This window comes from Brevundimonas guildfordensis (assembly GCF_014836405.1).
Classification (GTDB): Bacteria; Pseudomonadota; Alphaproteobacteria; order Caulobacterales; family Caulobacteraceae; genus Brevundimonas; species Brevundimonas guildfordensis.
Window position 1 is genome coordinate 1,552,534 of the sequence record NZ_JACSQU010000001.1, and the last position, 18,922, is coordinate 1,571,455.

Consider the following 18,922-nt stretch of genomic DNA (forward strand, 5'->3'; position numbering starts at 1 on the left):
CCCTTCTGGCGCGGCTAAGGAAGACACGACAAAATCGGTCGCAGGGTGATGAATGTTCTTGTTCAGTTCACGAGAACATCTTGCGAACAAGAACAAACCGTGTCCATAGTCCGCTTCACCAAGGGAGCGGGTCCGTGGCGGGTCTCTCCCGAAGTCAGATGGGAATCATGGCAAGGGAGAGAAAACCAATGTCACAGGCGGCACTGAAGCTCGTGGGTAAAGAAGACAGCGACAAACAACGCGCTCTAGAGGCGGCGATCGCGCAGATCGATCGCGCCTTCGGCAAGGGCTCGGTCATGAAACTGGGTAAGGCCGGACAGGTGGCCGAGATCGAGAGCGTCTCGACCGGCTCGCTCGGCCTCGACATGGCGCTCGGCATCGGCGGCTTGCCGGTCGGCCGGGTGATCGAGGTGTTCGGTCCGGAATCCTCGGGCAAGACCACCCTGGCCCTGCACACCGTAGCCGAGGTCCAGAAGAAGGGCGGCGTGGCCGCCTTCGTCGACGCCGAACATGCGCTGGATCCGGTCTACGCCCAGAAGTTGGGCGTCAACCTGGACGACCTGCTGGTGTCGCAGCCCGACACGGGCGAACAGGCGCTGGAGATCGTCGACACCCTGGTGCGTTCCGGCGCCGTGGACATCGTGGTGGTCGACTCCGTCGCCGCCCTGACGCCCCGCGCCGAAATCGAAGGCGAGATGGGCGACAGCCTGCCCGGCCTTCAGGCCCGTCTGATGTCGCAGGCCCTGCGCAAGCTGACGGCCTCGATCTCCAAGTCGAAGTGCATCGTCCTGTTCATCAACCAGATCCGTCACAAGATCGGCGTGATGTACGGCTCGCCGGAAACGACGACGGGCGGCAATGCGCTGAAGTTCTACGCCTCGGTGCGCCTGGACATCCGCCGCACCGGCGCGATCAAGAACCGCGACGAGGTGGTCGGCAACACCACCCGGGTCAAGGTGGTCAAGAACAAGGTCGCCCCGCCGTTCCGCGAGGTCATCTTCGACATCATGTACGGCGAAGGCATCTCCAAGATCGGCGAGATCATCGACCTGGGCGTCAAGGCGGGCATCGTGGAGAAGTCCGGCTCCTGGTTCTCCTACGACTCCACCCGCATCGGTCAGGGCCGCGAGAACGCCAAGGAGTTCCTCAAGAACAACCCCGACATGGCCGCCTCGATCGAAAAGGCGGTGCGCCAGTCCACCGCCAAGATCGCCGACGACATGCTGGGCGCCCCCGAACCCGACGAGGGCCAAGACCTGGAGGGCTGATCGCCCTCTTCAGGACCTGAACAGAGCTTCTCCGTTCGCCGCCTCGCGACCCGCCTACCGACCCCGCGGGGCCGGTCGGACGGAGACCGGCCCGCCCGACCTGCTTCGGGCGGGCCTCTTTTTTTTGGCGACCACAGCTGCTCCGCTCATCTCGGCGGGCTAAGTCTTCGCTGCGCTTGGGCTTTCGCAGCCCACGGCTTGTTTCCCATCACGACGCACGGGCAAGCTGCGCGCAAATATACGGAGCCTGCCCATGACCTTCGCCACCGCCGACCTGTGCGACGCCCACGTTGACGTCGTGAAGGTCTGCCAGACGCCCTTCCGCAGCTTCGGCCAGGTCGCGGCCTTCCACGGTCCGATCCGCACGTTGAGCGTGCTGGACGACAACGCCCTGGTCCGCCAGACGCTGGAGCGGCCCGGCCAGGGCGCGGTTCTGGTCGTTAACGGCGGCGGTTCGTTGAAACGAGCCCTAGTCGGCGACAATCTGGCGAGGCTGGCGATCGCCAACGGCTGGGCGGGGATCGTCGTCCACGGCGCCATCCGCGACCGCGCCGTCATCGATGCCATGGACGTGGGCGTCAAAGCTCTGGGGACGATCCCCCTGCGCGCCGACCGCGACGCCATCGGCGAGATCGACATTCCCACCGCCTTCGGCGGCGTGATCTTCACGCCCGGCGACTGGCTCTATGCCGACGCCGACGGCCTGATCGTCGCGCCCCGTCGCCTGCACGATTAGGCCGCGCCTCGCCAGAAAACGCCGCCCCCTCCGGTCGCCTCAAGCGTCAGTGATGCGTTCGGCGCAAAATCCCTATATGACGCCGGTTCCGATATTTCCTCCCGCGCGCCCGAGTTCCAGAGCGATACGCCCATGACCAGCCTGAAGCAGATCCGTTCCACCTTCCTCGACTACTTCGCCGCCGACGGCCACGAGAAGGTGCAGTCGGCTCCGCTCGTGCCGCAGAACGACCCGACCCTGCTGTTCGTCAACGCGGGCATGGTGCCGTTCAAGGACTATTTCACTGGCGGCGCCGTCCCGCCCTACAAGCGCGCGACCAGCTCGCAGAAATGCGTGCGCGCCGGCGGCAAGCACAACGACCTGGACAACGTCGGCTACACCGCGCGCCACCACACCTTCTTTGAAATGCTGGGCAATTTCTCGTTCGGGGACTACTTCAAGGACCACGCCATCGAGCGCGCCTGGACCCTGCTGACCAAGGAATTCGGCCTGGACCCCGCCCGCCTGCTGGTCACCGTCTATCATACCGACGACGAAGCCTTCGACATCTGGAAGAAGGTCACCGGCTTTGCGGACGAGAAGATCATCCGCATCCCCACCAACGATAACTTCTGGGCCATGGGCGACTCCGGTCCGTGCGGCCCCTGCACCGAGATCTTCTACGACCACGGCGACCACATCTTCGGCGGCCCTCCCGGCTCGCCGGACGAGGACGGCGATCGCTTCGTCGAGATCTGGAACAACGTCTTCATGCAGTTCGAAAAGGAGAACGACGAGATCGTTCGCGAACTGCCCAAGAAGTCGGTCGACACCGGCATGGGTCTGGAGCGCATCGCCGCCGTGCTGCAGGGCGTCCACTCCAACTATGACGTCGATCTGTTCAAGAGCCTGATCCACGCCTCCGAGGAACTGACCAGCACCAAGGCCGAGGGCGAGCGCGCCCCGTCGCACCGGGTCATCGCCGACCACCTGCGCTCGACCGCCTTCCTGATCGCCGACGGCGTGACCCCGTCGAACGAGGGCCGGGGCTATGTCCTTCGCCGCATCATGCGCCGCGCCATGCGCCACGCCCACCTGCTGGGCGCCCAGGACCCGCTGATGCACCGTCTGGTGCCGACCCTGGTCGAGGAGATGGGCGAGGCCTATCCCGAGCTGGGCCGCGCCCAGGCCTTCATCGAGGACACGCTGAAGCAGGAAGAGATCCGCTTCCGCACCACGCTGGGTCGCGGCATGAACCTGTTCGATCAAGCGACGACCGGCTTCAAGGCGGGCGACATGCTGGACGGCCAGACGGCCTTCACCCTGTACGACACCTACGGCTTCCCGCTGGACCTGACGCAGGACGAGGCCCGCCGTCGCGGCTTCACCGTCAACGTCGACGGCTTCGAGACGGCCATGACCGAGCAGCGCGACCGCTCGCGCGAGCATTGGAAGGGTTCGGGCCAGACCGCCTCGGCCGGCGCCTGGCTGGCTCTGCGCGACCAGCACGGCGCGACCGAGTTCACCGGCTATGAGTCCGAGACCGGCGAAGGCAAGGTCCTGGCCATCGTCAAGGACGGCGTGGAAAGCCCCTCCGCCGCGACCGGCGAGACGGTCGAGGTGCTGCTGGACAAGACCCCCTTCTACGGCGAAGGCGGCGGTCAGGCGGGCGACAAGGGCGCCTTGGTTTGGAGCGGCGGCGAAGGCCGCGTGCTGGACACCAAGAAGCACGCTGGCGACCTGCACGTGCACACCGTCGAGGTGACGCAAGGCGCGCTGACGACCGGCGCGAGCGTGACCGCCACGGTCGAGGAGGGCTCGCGCCCGACCACCCGCGCCAACCACTCGGCCGCCCACCTGTTCCACGCCGCCGTGAAGAACGTGCTGGGCGCCCACGTCGCCCAGAAGGGTCAGATGGTCGACGCCGAGCGCATGCGCTTCGACTTCAGCCACAACGCCCCGCTGACGGACGAGGAGATCGCCCGCATCGAGGACGAGGTGAACGCCGTCATCCGCCAGAACGTGCCGGCCACGACCGAGCTGATGACGCCCGACGCCGCCATCGCGGCCGGCGCCGTGGCCCTGTTCGGCGAGAAGTACGGCGACGAGGTCCGCGTCCTGACTCTGGGCCACGCGCTGAACGGTCCGGGCGCCTATTCGGTCGAACTGTGCGGCGGTACCCACGTCTTCCGCACCGGCGACATCGCCCTGTTCAAGATCGTCTCGGAAGGCGGCGTGGCCGCCGGCGTGCGCCGTGTCGAGGCCCTGACCGGCGACGCGGCCCGCCGCTTCCTGCAGGAACAGGCCAACGTCGCCCGCCACCTGGCCCAGAGCTTCAAGATTCAGCCCGCGGAAGTTCCGGCGCGCGTCGAGGGCCTGCAGGCCTCGGTCAAGACGCTGGAGAAGCAGGTCGCCGAGCTGAAGAAGCAGCTGGCCCTGGGCGGCGGCGCGGGCGCCAACGCCGCGCCTGAGGAGATCGGCGGGATCAAGCTGATCGCCCGCGTGCTGGACGGCGTCGACGGCAAGGGCCTGCGCGGCGTGGCCGAGGACTTCAAGAAGCAGATCGGCTCGGGCGTAGTCGCCCTGGTCGGCGTCACCGACGGCAAGGCGGCCATCACGGTCGCCGCGACGCCGGACATGGCCGGCAAGGTCGATGCGGCCGACCTGGCCCGCGACGCGGTCATCGCCATGGGCGGCAAGGGCGCGGGCGGCAAGCCCGACTTCGCCCAGGGCGGCGCCCCGGACGGATCGAAGGCCGAGGACGGCCTGAACGCCATCCGCGCCGCGCTGAAGGGCTGATCGCCCTTTCAGGCTGAACGACAAAGGGCGGCGCATCCGATGCGCCGCCCTTTTTCTTTCCTCCCCATGAAATGGGGAGGGGGACCGCGAAGTGGTGGAGGGGCCTTGGGACTGCGGAACCAGGCGGCCCCTCCGTCTCGTCGGCTGCGCCGCCGATCCACCTCCCCATGGCATGGGGAGGAGAAGCCTACTCCGGCGTCCCCAGATCGATCGCCGCCAGCTTCCAGTCGAACAGGTTGCGACGCTTCATCAGCAGGGAGACCTGCTCGTCCGGCTGGTCGTCGCGGGTCAGGGTGACGGCGAAGGTGTCCAGGTCGCGATAGCCCCACGACTGGCGCACGCGCTTGTCGTCGGACTTCGGCTCCTGCGGCTCCTGACGCTTGATCTCCGCCTTGGGCGCGCGGCCCTCTTGCACCATCAGGGCGATCGCCTGAGGCGTGACGAAGGCGTCGACCGCCCCGCCCACGAGGGCCGGCGCAAACAGCATCCCCAGCCCCGACAGGCCGCTGTCGCCGAGGCGTTTGTCCTTGCGCATCTCGACCATCATGCGGGCGTTCAGCTCGTCTTTCAGGCTGGCGCGAAAGGCGGGAAAGTCGACCTGGCGCTCCAGCGCCTTTTCGTCACCGGTCTTGGCCGCCTGGATCAGCGACCGCGCCGCCAGCAGGGGCGAGACGCCGTAGGCGACCACGAAGACGGCCGCCGCCGCCAATCCCAGACGTATGATCAGTTTGCGGTTCATCGGCCCTCCCCTGCCTTACGAACGCGACGGGACGACGACGAAACGGCGCCAAAATCCCCAAGCGGATTAGGGACATGGATCACAGGCGGGTTCAATGCGTGTTTTCACGGGCCTGAAGGCTTCCCACAGGCACCAGTGGGCGAACCGCCCGCCCGACGGATGGCGGCCAGGGCACGCCCAACAAAAAGGCCCGCCGGATCGCTCCGGCGGGCCGTGATGCTCACAGCGACGCGCTCAAGCAGCGCGAAGCGCGGTAGCGCACTTAACCAATGCCCGGCAGGGCCTTCTTCAGGTTCTCGGACACCTTGTCCAGGAAGCCTTCGGTCGTCAGCCAGGACTGCTGATCGCCGACCAGCAGGGCCAGGTCCTTGGTCATGAAGCCCGACTCGACGGTCTCGACGACCACGCGCTCCAGCGTGTCGGCGAACTCGGCCAGTTGAGCGTTGTCGTCCAGCTTGGCGCGGTGCTTGAAGCCGCGCGTCCAGGCGAAGATCGAGGCGATCGAGTTGGTCGAGGTGGCCTCGCCCTTCTGGTGCTGGCGGTAGTGACGGGTCACGGTGCCGTGGGCGGCCTCGGTTTCCATGACCTTGCCGTCCGGCGTCATCAGCACCGAGGTCATCAGGCCCAGCGAGCCGAAGCCCTGCGCCACGATGTCCGACTGCACGTCGCCGTCGTAGTTCTTGCACGCCCAGACGAAGCCGCCCGACCACTTGATCGCGGCCGCGACCATGTCGTCGATCAGGCGGTGCTCATAGGTCAGGCCGCGCTTCTTGAATTCCTCGGCGTAGTCGGCGTCGAAGACTTCCTGGAAGATGTCCTTGAAGCGGCCGTCATAGGCTTTGAGGATGGTGTTCTTGGTCGACAGATAGACCGGGTAGTTGCGCTGCAGGCCATAGGCGAACGAGGCGTGGGCGAACTCGCGGATCGACGAGTCGAGGTTGTACATGCCCATGGCGACGCCCGCGCCCGGCGACTTGTAGACCTCGTGCTCGATCACTTCGCCGTCGTCGCCGACGAACTTGATCGACAGGGTGCCGGCGCCCGGCATCAGGAAGTCGGTGGCCTTGTACTGGTCGCCGAAGGCGTGACGGCCGACGACGATCGGCTGGGTCCAGCCCGGCACCAGGCGCGGCACGTTCGAGCAGATGATCGGCTCGCGGAAGACCACGCCGCCCAGAATGTTGCGGATGGTGCCGTTCGGCGACTTCCACATCTTCTTCAGGCCGAATTCGGCGACGCGCGCCTCGTCCGGGGTGATGGTGGCGCACTTCACGCCGACGCCGTGCTTCTGGATGGCGTGGGCCGCGTCGATCGTGATCTGATCGTCGGTGGCGTCACGGCTTTCCATGCCGAGGTCGTAATAGTCGAGTTCGAGGTCCAGGTACGGGAAGACCAGCTTGTCCTTGATCATCTGCCAGATGATCCGGGTCATTTCGTCGCCGTCGATGTCCACGATGGGGTTGGCGACCTTGATCTTGGCCATGCTTACGCCTCTGTCTCTCAAATCAGGGAAGGAATTCGGTGCAGGGGATATAGCGACCCCCGCGCGCGGGCGCAAAGGGGACGAAAGCCGCAGCGCCCGAACCGCACCCCCGGAACGAAATGGCGCCCCGGCCGCTACGCTTTTCACGGCTACGCTTGGTCCCGCCGGTCCGTCGCATATGGAGTCCCTGATGACGCCTCGCCATCTCCGGTTCGCCGCTGTCGCCCTGCTCCCCCTGGCGCTGGCCGCCTGCAAGGGACGTGAGGCCGCCCCCGCGACAGAGGGACCGACGGTTCAGCCTGTCGCCGAAGCCGCCTCGGCGGCGCCCCCGGCCCAGGGCGGCGCCAATCCGCCCAGCGTGACGCGCGAGTTCCGCGAGTGGACGGCGACCTGCGACAACACCAATAGCTGCGTCGCCTTCGGCGCGGCCCATGAAAACATGGGCTTCGTGCTGATCTCCCTGGGGGCCGGCCCGGACGCACGGCCGGTCGTCCACATGGGCGGTTGGGGCCTGGATGAGGGCCAGGGCGAGATCTACGCCGTCATCGACGGCCGGCGTTACGCGGGCGACAACTTCAAGATGGACGAGGAAGGCGACGTCATCGCCTTCACGACGCCCTCGGCGCAGCTTGTGCATGACCTGGGCAACGGCTCCTTCATGGCGCTGAGGCGCGGCGACGAGCAGATGAAGGTCAGCCTGGGCGGGGCCGCCGCAGCCTTCCTGTGGATCGACGAGCGCCAGGGCCGCCTGGGCGCCGCCACCGCCCTGATCCGGCGCGGCGACCGGCCCGCCTCCAGCGTGCCCGCCGCCCCCGCCGCGCCGCGCGTGACGCTGGCGGCCGCCGTTGCTCAGAACGGCCTGCCGCAGGATGACCTGTCGCAGGCGCTGCTGGCTCATCCCAAGGTCAAGGAATGCCTGGCTGAGACCCGCATCGGCGAACGGTTCGAGCCGGACGTTGAGGTCGCTCGCCTGGCCTCCGACAAGCTGCTGTGGAGCGTGCCGTGCGGTTCGGGCGCCTACAACTTCACCCAGGTCTATTTCATCACTGCCGCGGACGGGAACGCGCCTCAGCCGGTCGTCTTCCCCACGTCCGCGGAAAGTCAGGATGGTCTGGTCAACAGCCGCTACGACCCCACGACCCGAACCCTGTTCGCCTTCGCCAAGGGACGAGGCCTAGGCGACTGCGGCCGCATGGGTGTCTGGGGCTGGACCGGCGCGCGCTTCGCCCTTCTGGAAGAGAAGACCATGCCGACCTGCACCGCCATGCCGCAGGACCTGTGGCCGTCCACCTGGCGCGCGATCAAGGATTAAACCATGAAATTCATAATGCTTTCAGGCGTCATGACCGCCGGCCTTCTGCTGATGGCGGGACTACCCGCTGATGAAGCCTCGGCCCAGACCCAATGTCCGGTAGGCACTGTGGCCGGCTCGGCGACCTGCGCGCCGGACGCCCCGCAGGGCGTGGACACCAGCACGATGGGCTATCGCGAACGTGTCGAGGGCCTGGGGGCCTTTGCGTTCAATACGGACACCGGCGCAGTCTATGCCTATGTCCTGCAGGGCCGCAGCATCGACGCCGCCATGTTCAACGCCATGCGCAAGTGCGAACAGCCGGATCACGCCTGGGGCGTCAGCATGCGCGCGCCGACCGAACCCGACGCCAACTGTGCGCCTGTGGCCTCCTGGCGCAACGCCTGCTCGGCCGTGGCCTCCGGTCAGGTCGGCGGCGTGACCCGCTATTTCTCAACGCCTGCGCGCAACGCCCGCTCGGCCCGCGCCGACGCGATCAGCCAGTGCCAGGCCAACGGCGGATCCGATTGCGCAATGGCCCATGACGCCGTCTGCACCTCGCGATCCACCCGCGTGACCCGCTACTGACAGGGCGGCCCAGGGCCAAGAAAAAGGGCCGGAGGATGATCCTCCGGCCCTTCTTGTTTCTGCAGGCGATTAGCCGCGCATCCGCCCTTCCAGCACCGCCAGCGGCATGGAGCCGTCGCCCAGCACCTTGTCGTGGAAGGCGCGCAGGTCGAAGCCGTCCTTGGCCTGAGCCTCCTCGCGCAGGCGGGCGATGACCGTATGGCCGACCTTGTAGGCGCAGGCCTGGCCCGGCCACACCGAATAGCGGTTGATCTCGCTGTTCGAGGCGTCCAGCGGCTTGGCGCCCGAGGCCGCCATATATTCGACCGCCCGCTCACGGCTCCAGCGCTCCGAATGGATGCCGGTGTCGACCACCAGACGCACCGCGCGGAACAGATAGGACATCAGGAAGCCGACCCGGCCCAGCGGATCGGTCGCATAGGCGTCCAGGTCGTTGGCCGCCACGGCCTCGGCGTACAACGCCCAGCCCTCGTTGAAGGCCGAGAAGCCGCCAGCGCGGCGCCATTGCGGCAGCTCGCCCGACTCGCGCTGCAGAGCCACCTGCAGATGGTGGCCCGGCGAGGCCTCGTGATAGGTCAGGGTCGGCAGGGCGAAGCGCGGCCAGTTCCCGCTGTCGCGCAGGTTGATGTAGTAGGCGCCCGGACGCGAGCCATCCAGCGGCGGCCCCTGATAGTAGCCGCCCGGCGCGCCCGACTGGATCGACACCGGCACGCGGCGCACTTCGACATGGGTCTTGGGCAGGCGGCCGAAGACGGACGGCAGCTTGGGCTCCAGCGCCGCGACCTGTTCGTTCAGCCACTTCAGCAGCTCTTCCTTGCCCGCGTCGGTGTTGGGGAACAGCTGCGCCGGGTCCTTGTTCAGGGCCTGAACCCGTTCGCCGACGGTGCCCTGGGTCATGCCCTGCGACTTCAGGATAGTGTCGATCTCGGCAGTGATCTCGGCCACCTGTTCGACGCCCATGGCGTGGATTTCCTTGGCCGACAGGGTGGTCGTGGTGTTCGACTTCAGCCCGGCGGCGTAGAAGGCTTCGCCGTCCGGCAGACGCCACACCCCCGCGTCGTGCACCGCCTTCGGCCGGACGGCCTCCAGCGCCTCGATCTGGCGGGTCAGGGCCGGCTTGACCTTCTCGTCCACCAGGGCGGCGGCGCGCGCGTCATAGCCCGACAGGCTCAGCGCCCCGGCCTTGCGGACCAGCGACTGGATCATCGCCATGTCGGCGGCGGGCGTGTCGCGCAGCGTGCGGATCTGCGGCAGCATCCGGTCGATGATGAAGTCCGGCGCGATCACGCCCAGACCGGCGTCTTCCTTGATCTTGTCCGTCTCGCCGTCCAGCACGCCGGCGAAGGCCTCCAGCCGCGACAGGAAGGCGTCGGCGCCGGCGGCGTCCTCGATGCGGTGCTGGTTGTCCATGAAGTCAGGCGTCGAGAAATAGGCGCCCGACAGCTGGGTCACCACATAGGGCGACGGACGGCCCGGCCCCGCGCCATAGTCGAAGCGCGACGTCTGCGCCGCCGTTTCGCGCCCGAAGGCGGCGATGGCGTAGTTCAGCGCCCCGGCCTCGGACAGGCCCTTCTGATCGAAGGCCTTCAGCTCGTCCCAGCGCTTGATGGCCTTCTCGCGATCCTTGCGGATGGCGTCCGGCCCGGCCTCGCTGAGCTTGGACGACAGGCCCGCGCGGGCGTCCTTGTCCAGACCCAGGTTGGTGGCGCGCTCGGGCGCCTCGTCGATGTCGGCCTCGAACCAGCCGTCCAGCAGGGCGTTCAAGCGCGCGTCGGCGTCGCTGGCGGCGGCGGCGGCGCACTGGGCCAGCATGGGCGCAACGGCGGCGGTCGCGGCGGCGCTCAGCAAGAGATTGCGGCGATTGATCATTCAGGTACTCCCCCCAAAAGGAGCCGCGCCGCGCCGGGCGTTGCTCCACACTCACGCTCATGAAGGACCGGCGCGTCCGGGAAGATCAGGTCGCCGTCAGACCGGCGTCCAGGCGTTCATGGTCCGCTCCAGCACCGTCAGCGGCACGCCGCCCAGCGCCAGGCCCGTGTCATGGAAGCCCTTGATGTCGAAGCGACTGCCCAGACGCTTCTTGGCGTTCTCGCGCAGCTTGACCCAGGTGGTGTGCCCGACCTTGTAGCTGGACGCTTGCCCCGGCCAGACGCAGTAGCGTTCAATCTCGGTGGCGATGGTGCTTTCCTTGTCGCCCAGAACATCGACCATGTAGCGGATGGCCTGTTCGCGGCTCCAGCGCTTGTGATGCAGGCCGGAGTCCGCCACCAGCCGCGCCGCCCGGAACATCAACGACTGCAGATAGCCCACCTGGCCGAAGGGGTCGTTCTCATAGACCCCCATCTCGTCCGCCAGTTGCTCAGAATACAGGCCCCAGCCTTCCGAATAGGCCGAGAAGCCCATCACCTTCATCAACAGCGGCGTGTCCGGCTGCTCCATCTGCAGGGCGATCTGATGGTGATGGCCCGGCGTCGCCTCGTGATAGGTCAGCGTCGGCAGCATCCATTTGGGCCACTCGGCTGTGTCGCGCAGGTTGATGTAGTAGGCGCCCGGCCGCGACCCATCCAGCGCCGGGGCCTGATAGTAGCCGCCCGGCGCGCCCGCCTCGATGGCCTTGGGCACGCGCTTGATCTCGCACGGCGACTTGGGCAGGCGGCCGAAATAATCCGGCAGGCGCGCCTGCATGGCGGCCATCTGGACATTCAGTTCCTGCAGCAGCTCTTCCTTCGCCTCGTCCGTGTTCGGATAGACGAAGCGCGGGTCCACGCCGATGGCGGCGATGCGTTCCCCCACGCTTCCTTGCGTCATCCCCTGCGCCTTCAACAGGGCGTCGGCGCGGGCGGAGATCTCGGCCACCTGCTCCAGCCCCATCTGATGCACCTCGTCCGGACTGAGCGAGGAGGTGGTGTAGTACTTCAGGCCGTAGCGATAATAGGCCTCGCCGTCCGGCAGGCGCCACACGCCCGCGTCATGGGTCGCCCCGGCGCGAACCGCCTTCAGCGCCTCGGCCTGCCGCTGGATCGCCGGATAGACGGCGTCGGTCAGGATCGCCTCGGCGCGCGTAGCCCAGTCGCCGGGAATGTTCTTCTCGGCCGTTCGCCGGGCGATGGACTGGGTCATGACCGACTGAGCGGCCGCCGTGCCGGTGATGGCCTCCATCTGCGTCAGGGTGCGGTCGATGACGAAATCCGGCGGCACGGCCCCGGCGGCGTAGTCGATCTGCATCCGCTCGCGCTCGTCGTCCAGGCTGCGGGCGAAGTCGGACAGACGCGCCAGATAGGCCTCTGCGTCGTCCGCCGCCTCGATGCGGTGCTGGCTGTCGAGGAAGTCTGGGATCTGCCGGTAGGACCCGCCCAACTGGCTGATCGTATAGGGCGAGGGATACATGCCGCCGCCGTACGGGAAGGCGTAGCCCTGCATCGCCGTCTCGCCAAAGAAGCTCAGAGAGTCGTGATAGACCTGCTCCTTGGCCGGCAGGGCGTCGCGGTCGATCGCCGCCATGTCCTTCATGCCGGCGATGAATTTCGCCTTGTCAGCCTCGACCTTGGCCTTGCTGCGATCGGCCAGTTTGAAGCGGGCGTCAGCCATCGGCCCCCGGTCCATGCCCAGCATGGTGAGGGTTTCTGGATTGCTCAGGAGCATCTCCTGGGCGATCCGGTCCATCAGGGCGTTGAAGGCGGCAGAAGCGTCCTGCGTCTCTGTCGCGCTGGCCAGGGCGCGCACCGGCCCGATCGCCGCCAGCGCTCCCCCCGCTGCGGCCGCTGCCAGAAGACGGCGCCGATCCATCATGGCTTTCCTCCCAAAAAGCGATGGGCCGGGATGCTAGCTCAGCAGTCGAAGCCCGCAAGCCATGATCGTCACATATGGGTAGTTTCCCGCCCTCGATGTCGCGAGGGCGGGCCTTGAGGCCTCAGCGCTTCACATGGGCCTTGATGCAGTCGCGCACGGCGCGCTTCAGGTCGCCCGGCGCGTTCGGCTCGTCCACGCCCTCGGCGGCGAAGACGGCGCGCACGGCGGCGTCCAGCCCCTTGGACAGGGCGGCGATCACCTTCTTCTGTCCCTTTTCATGCAGGCAGAATCCGACCTGGTTGCACAGGTCAGCGAACATGGCGTCGAAATCAGGGGCGGCGTCGGTCATTGCATTCAGGCTTTCAGCCGCTTGGCGTGGAAGGCCACATGGTCGTCCACGAAGCTGGCCATGAAGAAGTAGGAGTGGTCATAGCCCGGCTGCATCCGCAGGGTCAGCCCCTGGCCGGCCTTTTGCGCCGCCGCCGTCAGCAGTTCCGGCTTCAGCTGATCGGTCAGGAAGGAATCGGCGTCGCCCTGATCCACCAGGATGTCGTCGAACACGCCTTTCGCCGCCCCGCTCTCGATCAGCAGGGCCGCGTCATGTTTGGCCCATTCCGCCCGGTCCTCGCCCAGATAGGCGGTGAAGGCCTTCTCGCCCCAGGGACAGCGCGTCGGCGAAGCGATCGGCGCAAAGGCCGAGACCGACTTGAACAGCTCGGGATGACGCAGGGCTAGGGTCAGCGCGCCGTGCCCGCCCATCGAATGGCCGAAGATGGAGCGCGTCTTCGTCGTCGGGAACTGGGCGTCGATCAGATCGATCAGTTCGCCCGTGACATAGCTCTCCATGCGGAAATGCGGCGCCCACGGCGCTTGGGTCGCGTCGACGTAGAAGCCCGCGCCCTGGCCCAGATCATAGGCGGGGTCGTCCGCCACGCCTTCCCCGCGCGGCGAAGTGTCGGGCGCGACGATGATGACGCCGTGTTCCGCGGCGGCCTTATAGGCCCCGGCCTTGGTGGTGAAGTTGTCCTCGGTGCAGGTCAGGCCCGACAGCCAGATCAGGAGCGGGAACGGCCCCTCGCCAGCCGGAACAAAGATCGACAGCGTCATGGGCGTGCCCGTCGTCGCGCTGTCGTGCTTCAGATAGCGCAGCGTGCCGCCGTGAACGACGTGGCTCTTGACCGTTTCCATAAGCTCTACTCCTGAAGATCAGTCCGGCCAGACCTTGGCCATGAAGTCGTCGTCGAGGACGCCGCCGTCCTCGGAGAAATGCGCGTACCAGTCGCGCGGGATCGGCGCGACCGCGCCCTCGGGCTGAGCGCCGCCGCCCCAGGCGTCGAACTGCAGACCCACCAGGATCGGCCCCTGCCGCACCTTCGGCGCCGGCACGGCCTCGGCCGCGGCCGTCAGAGCGGTGACGACATCCGCCTTCATCGGCGGCTCGCCGGTTACGATCCAGGCTCTGGATCGCTCGCCCGGCTTGATCATCAGCAGCATCATGCCCGAGGCGCCCGCTTGCGTCGGCTGGGCCGTGGCGGCGGCGCTGACCGCCTCCTCGACCCTCAGAAGATAGGGCGAGAGGTCGGAGACCTCGATCCGCGCCTTCATCAGGCGGTCGGGCAGATAGAGCACCACCTGCGTTCGAACCCACGCCTGCGCGGACCCTTCGGCCGCAGGCGGCGTCTCGCCCCCGCCCGGCGTGCAGGCGGCCAGCGCCCCGACCGCCGCAACAGTCACGATCGCCGCGATAGCCGCCCTGTTCTTCATCGCTTCAGCCCTCAGCCCGGCCGGTGAACGGCGCAGATCTTGTTGCCCGCCGGATCGCGCAGATAGGCCAGATGCACGACACCGAAGGGTGAATTGCGCGGCCCGGCCGGATCCTCGATCGCCGTGCCGCCCGCTGCGACCCCGGCCTCGGCGAAGGCGACGACCGCCTCGGGGCTGCTGGCGAAAAAGCCGATGGTGCCGCCGTTGGCGTGACAGGCCGCCTGGCCGTCGCGCGGTTTGACCACGCCCAGCATTCCGCGCGGCGTCATATACCAGACGCCCGGCATCGGCGCTTCGCTCAGCGTGCCCGGCTGGTGGCCCAGGGCGCCCAGCACGGCGTCATAGAACTTGTGCGAAGCCTCGAGATCGTTGGCCCCAAGGGTGACGTGCGTGAACATGATCTTCCTCCCGATTGTGCTCCCGGCCGGCTGGCCGGGAGCCGCAAGCTAGGCGGACTTAGTTTCGTTTGGCAACGCTCTTTTAGAAGACGATCACCGAGCGGATGCTCTTGCCTTCGTGCATCAGGTCGAAGGCCTTGTTGATGTCTTCCAGGGCGAAGGTGTGGGTGATCATCGGATCGATCTCGATCTTGCCGTCCATGTACCAGTCGACGATCTTGGGCGTGTCGGTGCGGCCGCGCGCCCCGCCGAAGGCCGAGCCCTTCCAGACGCGGCCGGTGACCAGCTGGAACGGACGGGTGGCGATCTCCTTGCCCGCCTCGGCCACGCCGATGATGATGCTCTCGCCCCAGCCGCGGTGGCAGGATTCCAGCGCTTGGCGCATGACGTCGGTGTTGCCGGTGCAGTCGAAGGTGTAGTCGGCGCCGCCATCGGTCAGGCGCACCACCTCGGCCACCACGTCCGAGACAGTCTTCGGATTGATGAAGTCCGTCATGCCGAAGCGACGGCCCCACTCTTCCTTGTCGTTGTTGATGTCGACGCCGATGATCTTGTCGGCGCCGACCATCTTCAGACCCTGGATGACGTTCAGGCCGATGCCGCCCAGACCAAAGACCACGCAGTTCGAGCCCGGCGTCACCTTGGCGGTGTTGGTTACCGCGCCGACGCCCGTGGTCACGCCGCAGCCGACGTAGCAGGCCTTGTCGAACGGCGCGTCCTTGCGGATTTTCGCCAGGGCGATTTCCGGCAGCACCGTGTAGTTCGAGAAGGTCGAGCAGCCCATGTAGTGGGCGATCGCCTGGCCCTTGTAGCTGAAGCGGCTGGTGCCGTCGGGCATCAGGCCCTTGCCTTGCGTGGCGCGGATAGAGGTGCACAGGTTGGTCTTGCGGCTCAGGCACGACTTACACTGGCGGCATTCCGGCGTGTACAGCGGGATCACGTGGTCGCCGACCTCGACCGAGGTCACGCCCGGCCCGACTTCCACCACCACGCCCGCGCCCTCGTGGCCGAGGATCGACGGGAAGATGCCCTCGGAGTCCAGGCCGTCCAGCGTATAGGCGTCGGTGTGGCAGACGCCGGTCGCCTTGATCTCGACCAGCACCTCGCCCCAACGCGGACCTTCCAGATCGACTTCGACGATTTCGAGCGGGCGTTTGGCTTCGAAGGCGACGGCGGCGCGGGTTTTCATGATGTTGAGTCCTTCGGACGTCCCTGACGCTCGCGACGCGGTCGCTCGCGGCTTCATGGACATGAGGTGGGCGGGTGATTTGACGACCTTACTACGCCCGTTGCGGCTGCATCGAAACGGCGACAACCGCAAAACATTATTGCTGTTGAGCAATAATCCTGATCCAACGTCCCCATGAGCCGCTGGGACGGGATCGACGAATTCACCGCTGTCGCCGAACAGGCCAGCTTCTCGGCCGCCGCCCGTCGCCTGGGTCTGTCGACCTCGGCCGTCAGCCGCGAGATCGCCCGGTTGGAGGACCGGCTGCAGACCCGCCTGCTGCATCGCACCACCCGCCGGGTCGAGCTGACTGACGCCGGCCGAGACTTCCTGGCTCGCTGCCGCCGCCTGATCGACGAGCGCGACGAGGCCCTGGCCGCCGTCCAGCCCGACGATCAGGCCCCGCGCGGCCTGCTGCGGATGACCTGCTCGGTCTCCTATGGCGAGCGTTTCATCGCCCCGGCCGTCAACGCCTTCGCGCGCCAGAACCCGGAACTGCGCATCGAGCTGGACCTCGACAATCGGCTGCGTGATCTGGTCGGCGACGGTTATGATCTGGCGGTGCGGTTCGGCCACCTGACCGACTCGCGGCTGATGGCGCGGCGGCTGGCCTCGCGGCGGCTGATCCTGTGCGCCAGTCCCGACTATCTGGCGCGGCGCGGCGCCCCGCGCGACCTGTCCGAGATCGCCAGCCACGACGGCCTGATCGGCTCGGCCGAGCACTGGCGCTTCACCGAGGCGGGGCGCGAGGTCAGCCTTCGCCCCACCGGCCGCTGGCGCTGCAACTCCGGCGCGGCGGTGCTGGACGCCGCCCTGCAAGGCCTCGGCCTGTGCCAACTGCCCGACTTCTACGTCGCCGAGGCCTTGGCCAGCGGAGCCCTCGTCTCCCTGCTGGACGAGGCCCGCCCGCCCGACGAAGGCGTCTGGGCCGTCCACCCCCACCCGCGCCACGTCCCGCCCAAGGTCCGCGCCATGATCGACTGGCTGCACGGCCGCCTGTCGGCGCCAAGGAGCCCCGCATGAACCTCGTCATCCTGACCGGCGCCGGCGTCTCGGCGGAGAGCGGCGTGCCGACCTTCCGCGCCTCGGACGGCCTGTGGGAAGGCCACCGCGTCGAGGCCGTCGCGACGCCCGAGGGCTTCGCGTCGAACCCGGCCCTGGTGCAGGACTTCTACAATCAGCGGCGACGCCAGTTGGCCACTGTCCATCCCAACTCGGCGCATCGGGCGCTGGCCGATCTGGCGGCGCGGTGGACGGGCGATTTCCTGCTGGTGACGCAGAACGTCGACGACCTGCACGACCGGGCGCACCGAGAGACGCCGACCGCGCCGGGCTTCGAGCTGATCCATATGCACGGCGAGCTGAAGAAGGCGCGCTGCACCGCCTCGGGCGTCGTCTGCGACTGGGACGGCGACCTCGAGGCGACCCACGCCTCGCCGCATCACCCGCGAGGACGTTTGCGCCCGCACATCGTCTGGTTCGGCGAGATTCCGCTGGAGATGGAGCGGATCGAACGGGCGCTGGCGCGGTGCGACCTGTTCGTCTCCATCGGCACCTCGGGCGCGGTCTATCCGGCGGCGGGCTTTGTCCAGCTTGCCCGCATGGCCGGAGCGCGGACAGTGGAGATCAATCTGGAGCCGACGCAGGGCGCGGGCCTGTTCGACGAGGGCGTCTACGGCCCCGCCAGCGAGACCGTGCCCGCCTTCTTCGGCGCGCTCTAGCCCCTCGGCCCGAACAGGATGATCGCCGCGCCGATCAGGCAGACCGCGCCGCCGATGACGTCCCAGCGGTCCGGCGTGGTCTTCTCGACCAGCGCCATCCACGCCAGCGAGGCGACGATATAGACCCCGCCATAGGCCGCGAACGCCCGGCCCGCGGCATCGGCTGGCACAAGCGTCAGCAGCCAGGCGAAGGCGATCAGGCTGAGCACGCCCGGAACCAGCCACCACGGCGAGCGGTCCAGCTTCAGCCAGGCCCAGAAGGCGAAGCAGCCGCCAATCTCGGCCAGGGCGGCCAGGGGATAGATGAGGGCGGGCTTCACTCGCCCTTCTTCGCTTCTTCCGCAGCCTTCTCCGCCGCCAGCTTGGCCAGCACCCGGCCCCGGCCTTTGGCCAGGGCGTGGATGGCGCCGCGCATGGTGGCGACCTCCTGCTCGGTGAAAGCGGCGCGGCCCAGCATGACGCGCAGGTTCTGGCTCATCGAACGCTTCTTCTCGGGCGGATAGAAGAAGCCGCCGTTGTCCAGCTCCGCCTCCAGATGCTCGTACATGCCCAGCAGCAGGTCATTCGCAGCGGGCGGCTCGCCCTCGCGGAAACGCGGCGGCGGGGCGTCCAGGATCAGGGTGCGCCACTCATAGGCGTTGATCGCCACGGCCTGGGCCAGGTTCAGCGAGTGATGCTTCGGGTCGATCGGAATCGTCGTGATCCCGGCGCACAGGGCGATGTCGCCCGTCTCCAGCCCCGCCCGCTCGCCGCCGAACAGCAGGCCGGTCTTAAGCCCCGAGGCCGTGTCGTCATACAGGATGCGGGCGCTCTCACGCGGGGTGCGCACCGGCTGGCGCGTCTCGCGCGGGCGGGCGGTGGTGGCGAAGACGGTGTGCAGATCGGCGATGGCCTCGGCCACGCTGTCGAACACCTTCACCCCGTCCAGCACCCAGTCGGCGCCGGACGCCGTGGCCCAGGCGCGCTCCTGGGGCCAGCCGTCGCGCGGGCTGACCAGCCGCAGCTCGGACAGGCCGAAATTGGCCATGACGCGGGCGACCGCGCCGATGTTGTCGGCCATCTGCGACTTGTCGAGGACGACGACGGGGGGCGTGAGTTCGTTCATGCGCGCTGTGTAATCCTTCTGCCCCGGCGCGAGA

The 18,922-nt window shown here is 67.7% G+C and carries 18 protein-coding genes; 7 read left to right on the plus strand and 11 right to left on the minus strand.

Features of this window, described 5'->3' with window-relative positions:
* The first annotated feature begins 188 nt into the window (after positions 1-188).
* The 3 genes from recA to alaS all read left to right on the plus strand — a co-directional run bounded on the left by recA (position 189) and on the right by alaS (position 4,782).
* Positions 189-1,268 carry a recombinase RecA gene (gene recA / locus H9656_RS14120; protein ID WP_225212388.1) on the plus strand — a complete coding sequence of 360 codons (1,080 nt, stop codon included), beginning with the start codon at positions 189-191 and terminating at the stop codon, positions 1,266-1,268.
* A 253-nt stretch (positions 1,269-1,521) separates the two neighbouring features.
* Complete coding sequence (gene rraA / locus H9656_RS07560) at positions 1,522-2,004, plus strand: ribonuclease E activity regulator RraA (protein ID WP_191743541.1); 483 nt, start codon at positions 1,522-1,524, stop codon at positions 2,002-2,004.
* A gap of 132 nt (positions 2,005-2,136) precedes the next feature.
* The gene (gene alaS / locus H9656_RS07565; RefSeq protein ID WP_191743542.1) at positions 2,137-4,782 is read left to right on the plus strand and encodes an alanine--tRNA ligase; all 2,646 of its coding nucleotides are present in this window, start codon (positions 2,137-2,139) and stop codon (positions 4,780-4,782) included.
* Positions 4,783-4,969: 187 nt separating this feature from the next.
* Here alaS and H9656_RS07570 read toward each other — a convergent pair whose 3' ends face one another.
* Together H9656_RS07570 and H9656_RS07575 are read right to left on the minus strand one after the other, a co-directional pair.
* On the minus strand, positions 4,970-5,521 hold the full coding sequence (locus H9656_RS07570) for a DUF2939 domain-containing protein (RefSeq protein ID WP_191743543.1): 552 nt from the start codon (positions 5,519-5,521) through the stop codon (positions 4,970-4,972).
* 262 nt (positions 5,522-5,783) lie between these two features.
* The gene (locus tag H9656_RS07575; RefSeq protein WP_191743544.1) at positions 5,784-7,004 is read right to left on the minus strand and encodes an NADP-dependent isocitrate dehydrogenase; all 1,221 of its coding nucleotides are present in this window, start codon (positions 7,002-7,004) and stop codon (positions 5,784-5,786) included.
* A 190-nt stretch (positions 7,005-7,194) separates the two neighbouring features.
* Between H9656_RS07575 and H9656_RS07580 the strand changes: the two genes are divergently transcribed.
* Both H9656_RS07580 and H9656_RS07585 read left to right on the plus strand, forming a co-directional pair.
* Positions 7,195-8,316, plus strand: a complete 1,122-nt coding sequence (locus H9656_RS07580; protein WP_191743545.1) for a DUF1176 domain-containing protein — start codon at positions 7,195-7,197, stop codon at positions 8,314-8,316.
* Between the two features lie 3 nt (positions 8,317-8,319).
* Positions 8,320-8,883: a DUF4189 domain-containing protein gene (locus H9656_RS07585; protein ID WP_191743546.1), complete on the plus strand. Its 564-nt coding sequence runs from the start codon at positions 8,320-8,322 to the stop codon at positions 8,881-8,883.
* 69 nt (positions 8,884-8,952) lie between these two features.
* Here H9656_RS07585 and H9656_RS07590 read toward each other — a convergent pair whose 3' ends face one another.
* From H9656_RS07590 to H9656_RS07620, 7 genes are all read right to left on the minus strand, one after another.
* Complete coding sequence (locus H9656_RS07590) at positions 8,953-10,752, minus strand: DUF885 domain-containing protein (protein WP_191743547.1); 1,800 nt, start codon at positions 10,750-10,752, stop codon at positions 8,953-8,955.
* Positions 10,753-10,848: 96 nt separating this feature from the next.
* Positions 10,849-12,672, minus strand: a complete 1,824-nt coding sequence (locus tag H9656_RS07595; protein ID WP_191743548.1) for a DUF885 domain-containing protein — start codon at positions 12,670-12,672, stop codon at positions 10,849-10,851.
* Positions 12,673-12,793: 121 nt separating this feature from the next.
* Complete coding sequence (locus H9656_RS07600; RefSeq protein ID WP_191743549.1) at positions 12,794-13,021, minus strand: hypothetical protein; 228 nt, start codon at positions 13,019-13,021, stop codon at positions 12,794-12,796.
* Between the two features lie 5 nt (positions 13,022-13,026).
* The gene (gene fghA / locus H9656_RS07605; protein ID WP_191743550.1) at positions 13,027-13,860 is read right to left on the minus strand and encodes an S-formylglutathione hydrolase; all 834 of its coding nucleotides are present in this window, start codon (positions 13,858-13,860) and stop codon (positions 13,027-13,029) included.
* A gap of 18 nt (positions 13,861-13,878) precedes the next feature.
* Entirely contained in the window at positions 13,879-14,436 is a 558-nt protein-coding gene (locus H9656_RS07610) for a hypothetical protein (protein ID WP_191743551.1), read from the minus strand.
* Between the two features lie 11 nt (positions 14,437-14,447).
* Entirely contained in the window at positions 14,448-14,834 is a 387-nt protein-coding gene (locus H9656_RS07615) for a VOC family protein (RefSeq protein WP_191743552.1), read from the minus strand.
* Positions 14,835-14,916: 82 nt separating this feature from the next.
* Complete coding sequence (locus tag H9656_RS07620) at positions 14,917-16,023, minus strand: S-(hydroxymethyl)glutathione dehydrogenase/class III alcohol dehydrogenase (protein ID WP_191743553.1); 1,107 nt, start codon at positions 16,021-16,023, stop codon at positions 14,917-14,919.
* Between the two features lie 174 nt (positions 16,024-16,197).
* Between H9656_RS07620 and H9656_RS07625 the strand changes: the two genes are divergently transcribed.
* On the plus strand, positions 16,198-17,085 hold the full coding sequence (locus tag H9656_RS07625) for a LysR family transcriptional regulator (RefSeq protein ID WP_191743554.1): 888 nt from the start codon (positions 16,198-16,200) through the stop codon (positions 17,083-17,085).
* Positions 17,082-17,783, plus strand: coding sequence for an NAD-dependent deacylase (locus H9656_RS07630; RefSeq protein ID WP_191743555.1), 702 nt, complete (start codon positions 17,082-17,084; stop codon positions 17,781-17,783). The genes H9656_RS07625 and H9656_RS07630 overlap by 4 nt, the downstream gene beginning before the upstream one ends.
* On the opposite strand, the gene H9656_RS07635 is transcribed toward H9656_RS07630, so the two are convergent.
* The gene (locus H9656_RS07635) at positions 17,780-18,103 is read right to left on the minus strand and encodes a YnfA family protein (RefSeq protein WP_191743556.1); all 324 of its coding nucleotides are present in this window, start codon (positions 18,101-18,103) and stop codon (positions 17,780-17,782) included. The two genes, H9656_RS07630 and H9656_RS07635, sit on opposite strands and share 4 nt — an antisense overlap.
* Positions 18,100-18,888: an RNA methyltransferase gene (locus H9656_RS07640; protein ID WP_191743557.1), complete on the minus strand. Its 789-nt coding sequence runs from the start codon at positions 18,886-18,888 to the stop codon at positions 18,100-18,102. Before H9656_RS07640 ends, H9656_RS07635 begins: the two co-directional genes overlap by 4 nt.
* Between the last annotated feature and the right edge of the window lie 34 nt (positions 18,889-18,922).

Coding starts and splice junctions, on each gene's coding strand:
- recA (WP_225212388.1), top strand. CDS start 189: ATGTCACAGGCGGCACTGAAGCTCGTGGGTAAAGAAGACAGCGACAAA.
- rraA (WP_191743541.1), top strand. CDS start 1,522: ATGACCTTCGCCACCGCCGACCTGTGCGACGCCCACGTTGACGTCGTG.
- alaS (WP_191743542.1), top strand. CDS start 2,137: ATGACCAGCCTGAAGCAGATCCGTTCCACCTTCCTCGACTACTTCGCC.
- H9656_RS07570 (WP_191743543.1), bottom strand. CDS start 5,521: ATGAACCGCAAACTGATCATACGTCTGGGATTGGCGGCGGCGGCCGTC.
- H9656_RS07575 (WP_191743544.1), bottom strand. CDS start 7,004: ATGGCCAAGATCAAGGTCGCCAACCCCATCGTGGACATCGACGGCGAC.
- H9656_RS07580 (WP_191743545.1), top strand. CDS start 7,195: ATGACGCCTCGCCATCTCCGGTTCGCCGCTGTCGCCCTGCTCCCCCTG.
- H9656_RS07585 (WP_191743546.1), top strand. CDS start 8,320: ATGAAATTCATAATGCTTTCAGGCGTCATGACCGCCGGCCTTCTGCTG.
- H9656_RS07590 (WP_191743547.1), bottom strand. CDS start 10,752: ATGATCAATCGCCGCAATCTCTTGCTGAGCGCCGCCGCGACCGCCGCC.
- H9656_RS07595 (WP_191743548.1), bottom strand. CDS start 12,672: ATGATGGATCGGCGCCGTCTTCTGGCAGCGGCCGCAGCGGGGGGAGCG.
- H9656_RS07600 (WP_191743549.1), bottom strand. CDS start 13,021: ATGACCGACGCCGCCCCTGATTTCGACGCCATGTTCGCTGACCTGTGC.
- fghA (WP_191743550.1), bottom strand. CDS start 13,860: ATGGAAACGGTCAAGAGCCACGTCGTTCACGGCGGCACGCTGCGCTAT.
- H9656_RS07610 (WP_191743551.1), bottom strand. CDS start 14,436: ATGAAGAACAGGGCGGCTATCGCGGCGATCGTGACTGTTGCGGCGGTC.
- H9656_RS07615 (WP_191743552.1), bottom strand. CDS start 14,834: ATGTTCACGCACGTCACCCTTGGGGCCAACGATCTCGAGGCTTCGCAC.
- H9656_RS07620 (WP_191743553.1), bottom strand. CDS start 16,023: ATGAAAACCCGCGCCGCCGTCGCCTTCGAAGCCAAACGCCCGCTCGAA.
- H9656_RS07625 (WP_191743554.1), top strand. CDS start 16,198: ATGAGCCGCTGGGACGGGATCGACGAATTCACCGCTGTCGCCGAACAG.
- H9656_RS07630 (WP_191743555.1), top strand. CDS start 17,082: ATGAACCTCGTCATCCTGACCGGCGCCGGCGTCTCGGCGGAGAGCGGC.
- H9656_RS07640 (WP_191743557.1), bottom strand. CDS start 18,888: ATGAACGAACTCACGCCCCCCGTCGTCGTCCTCGACAAGTCGCAGATG.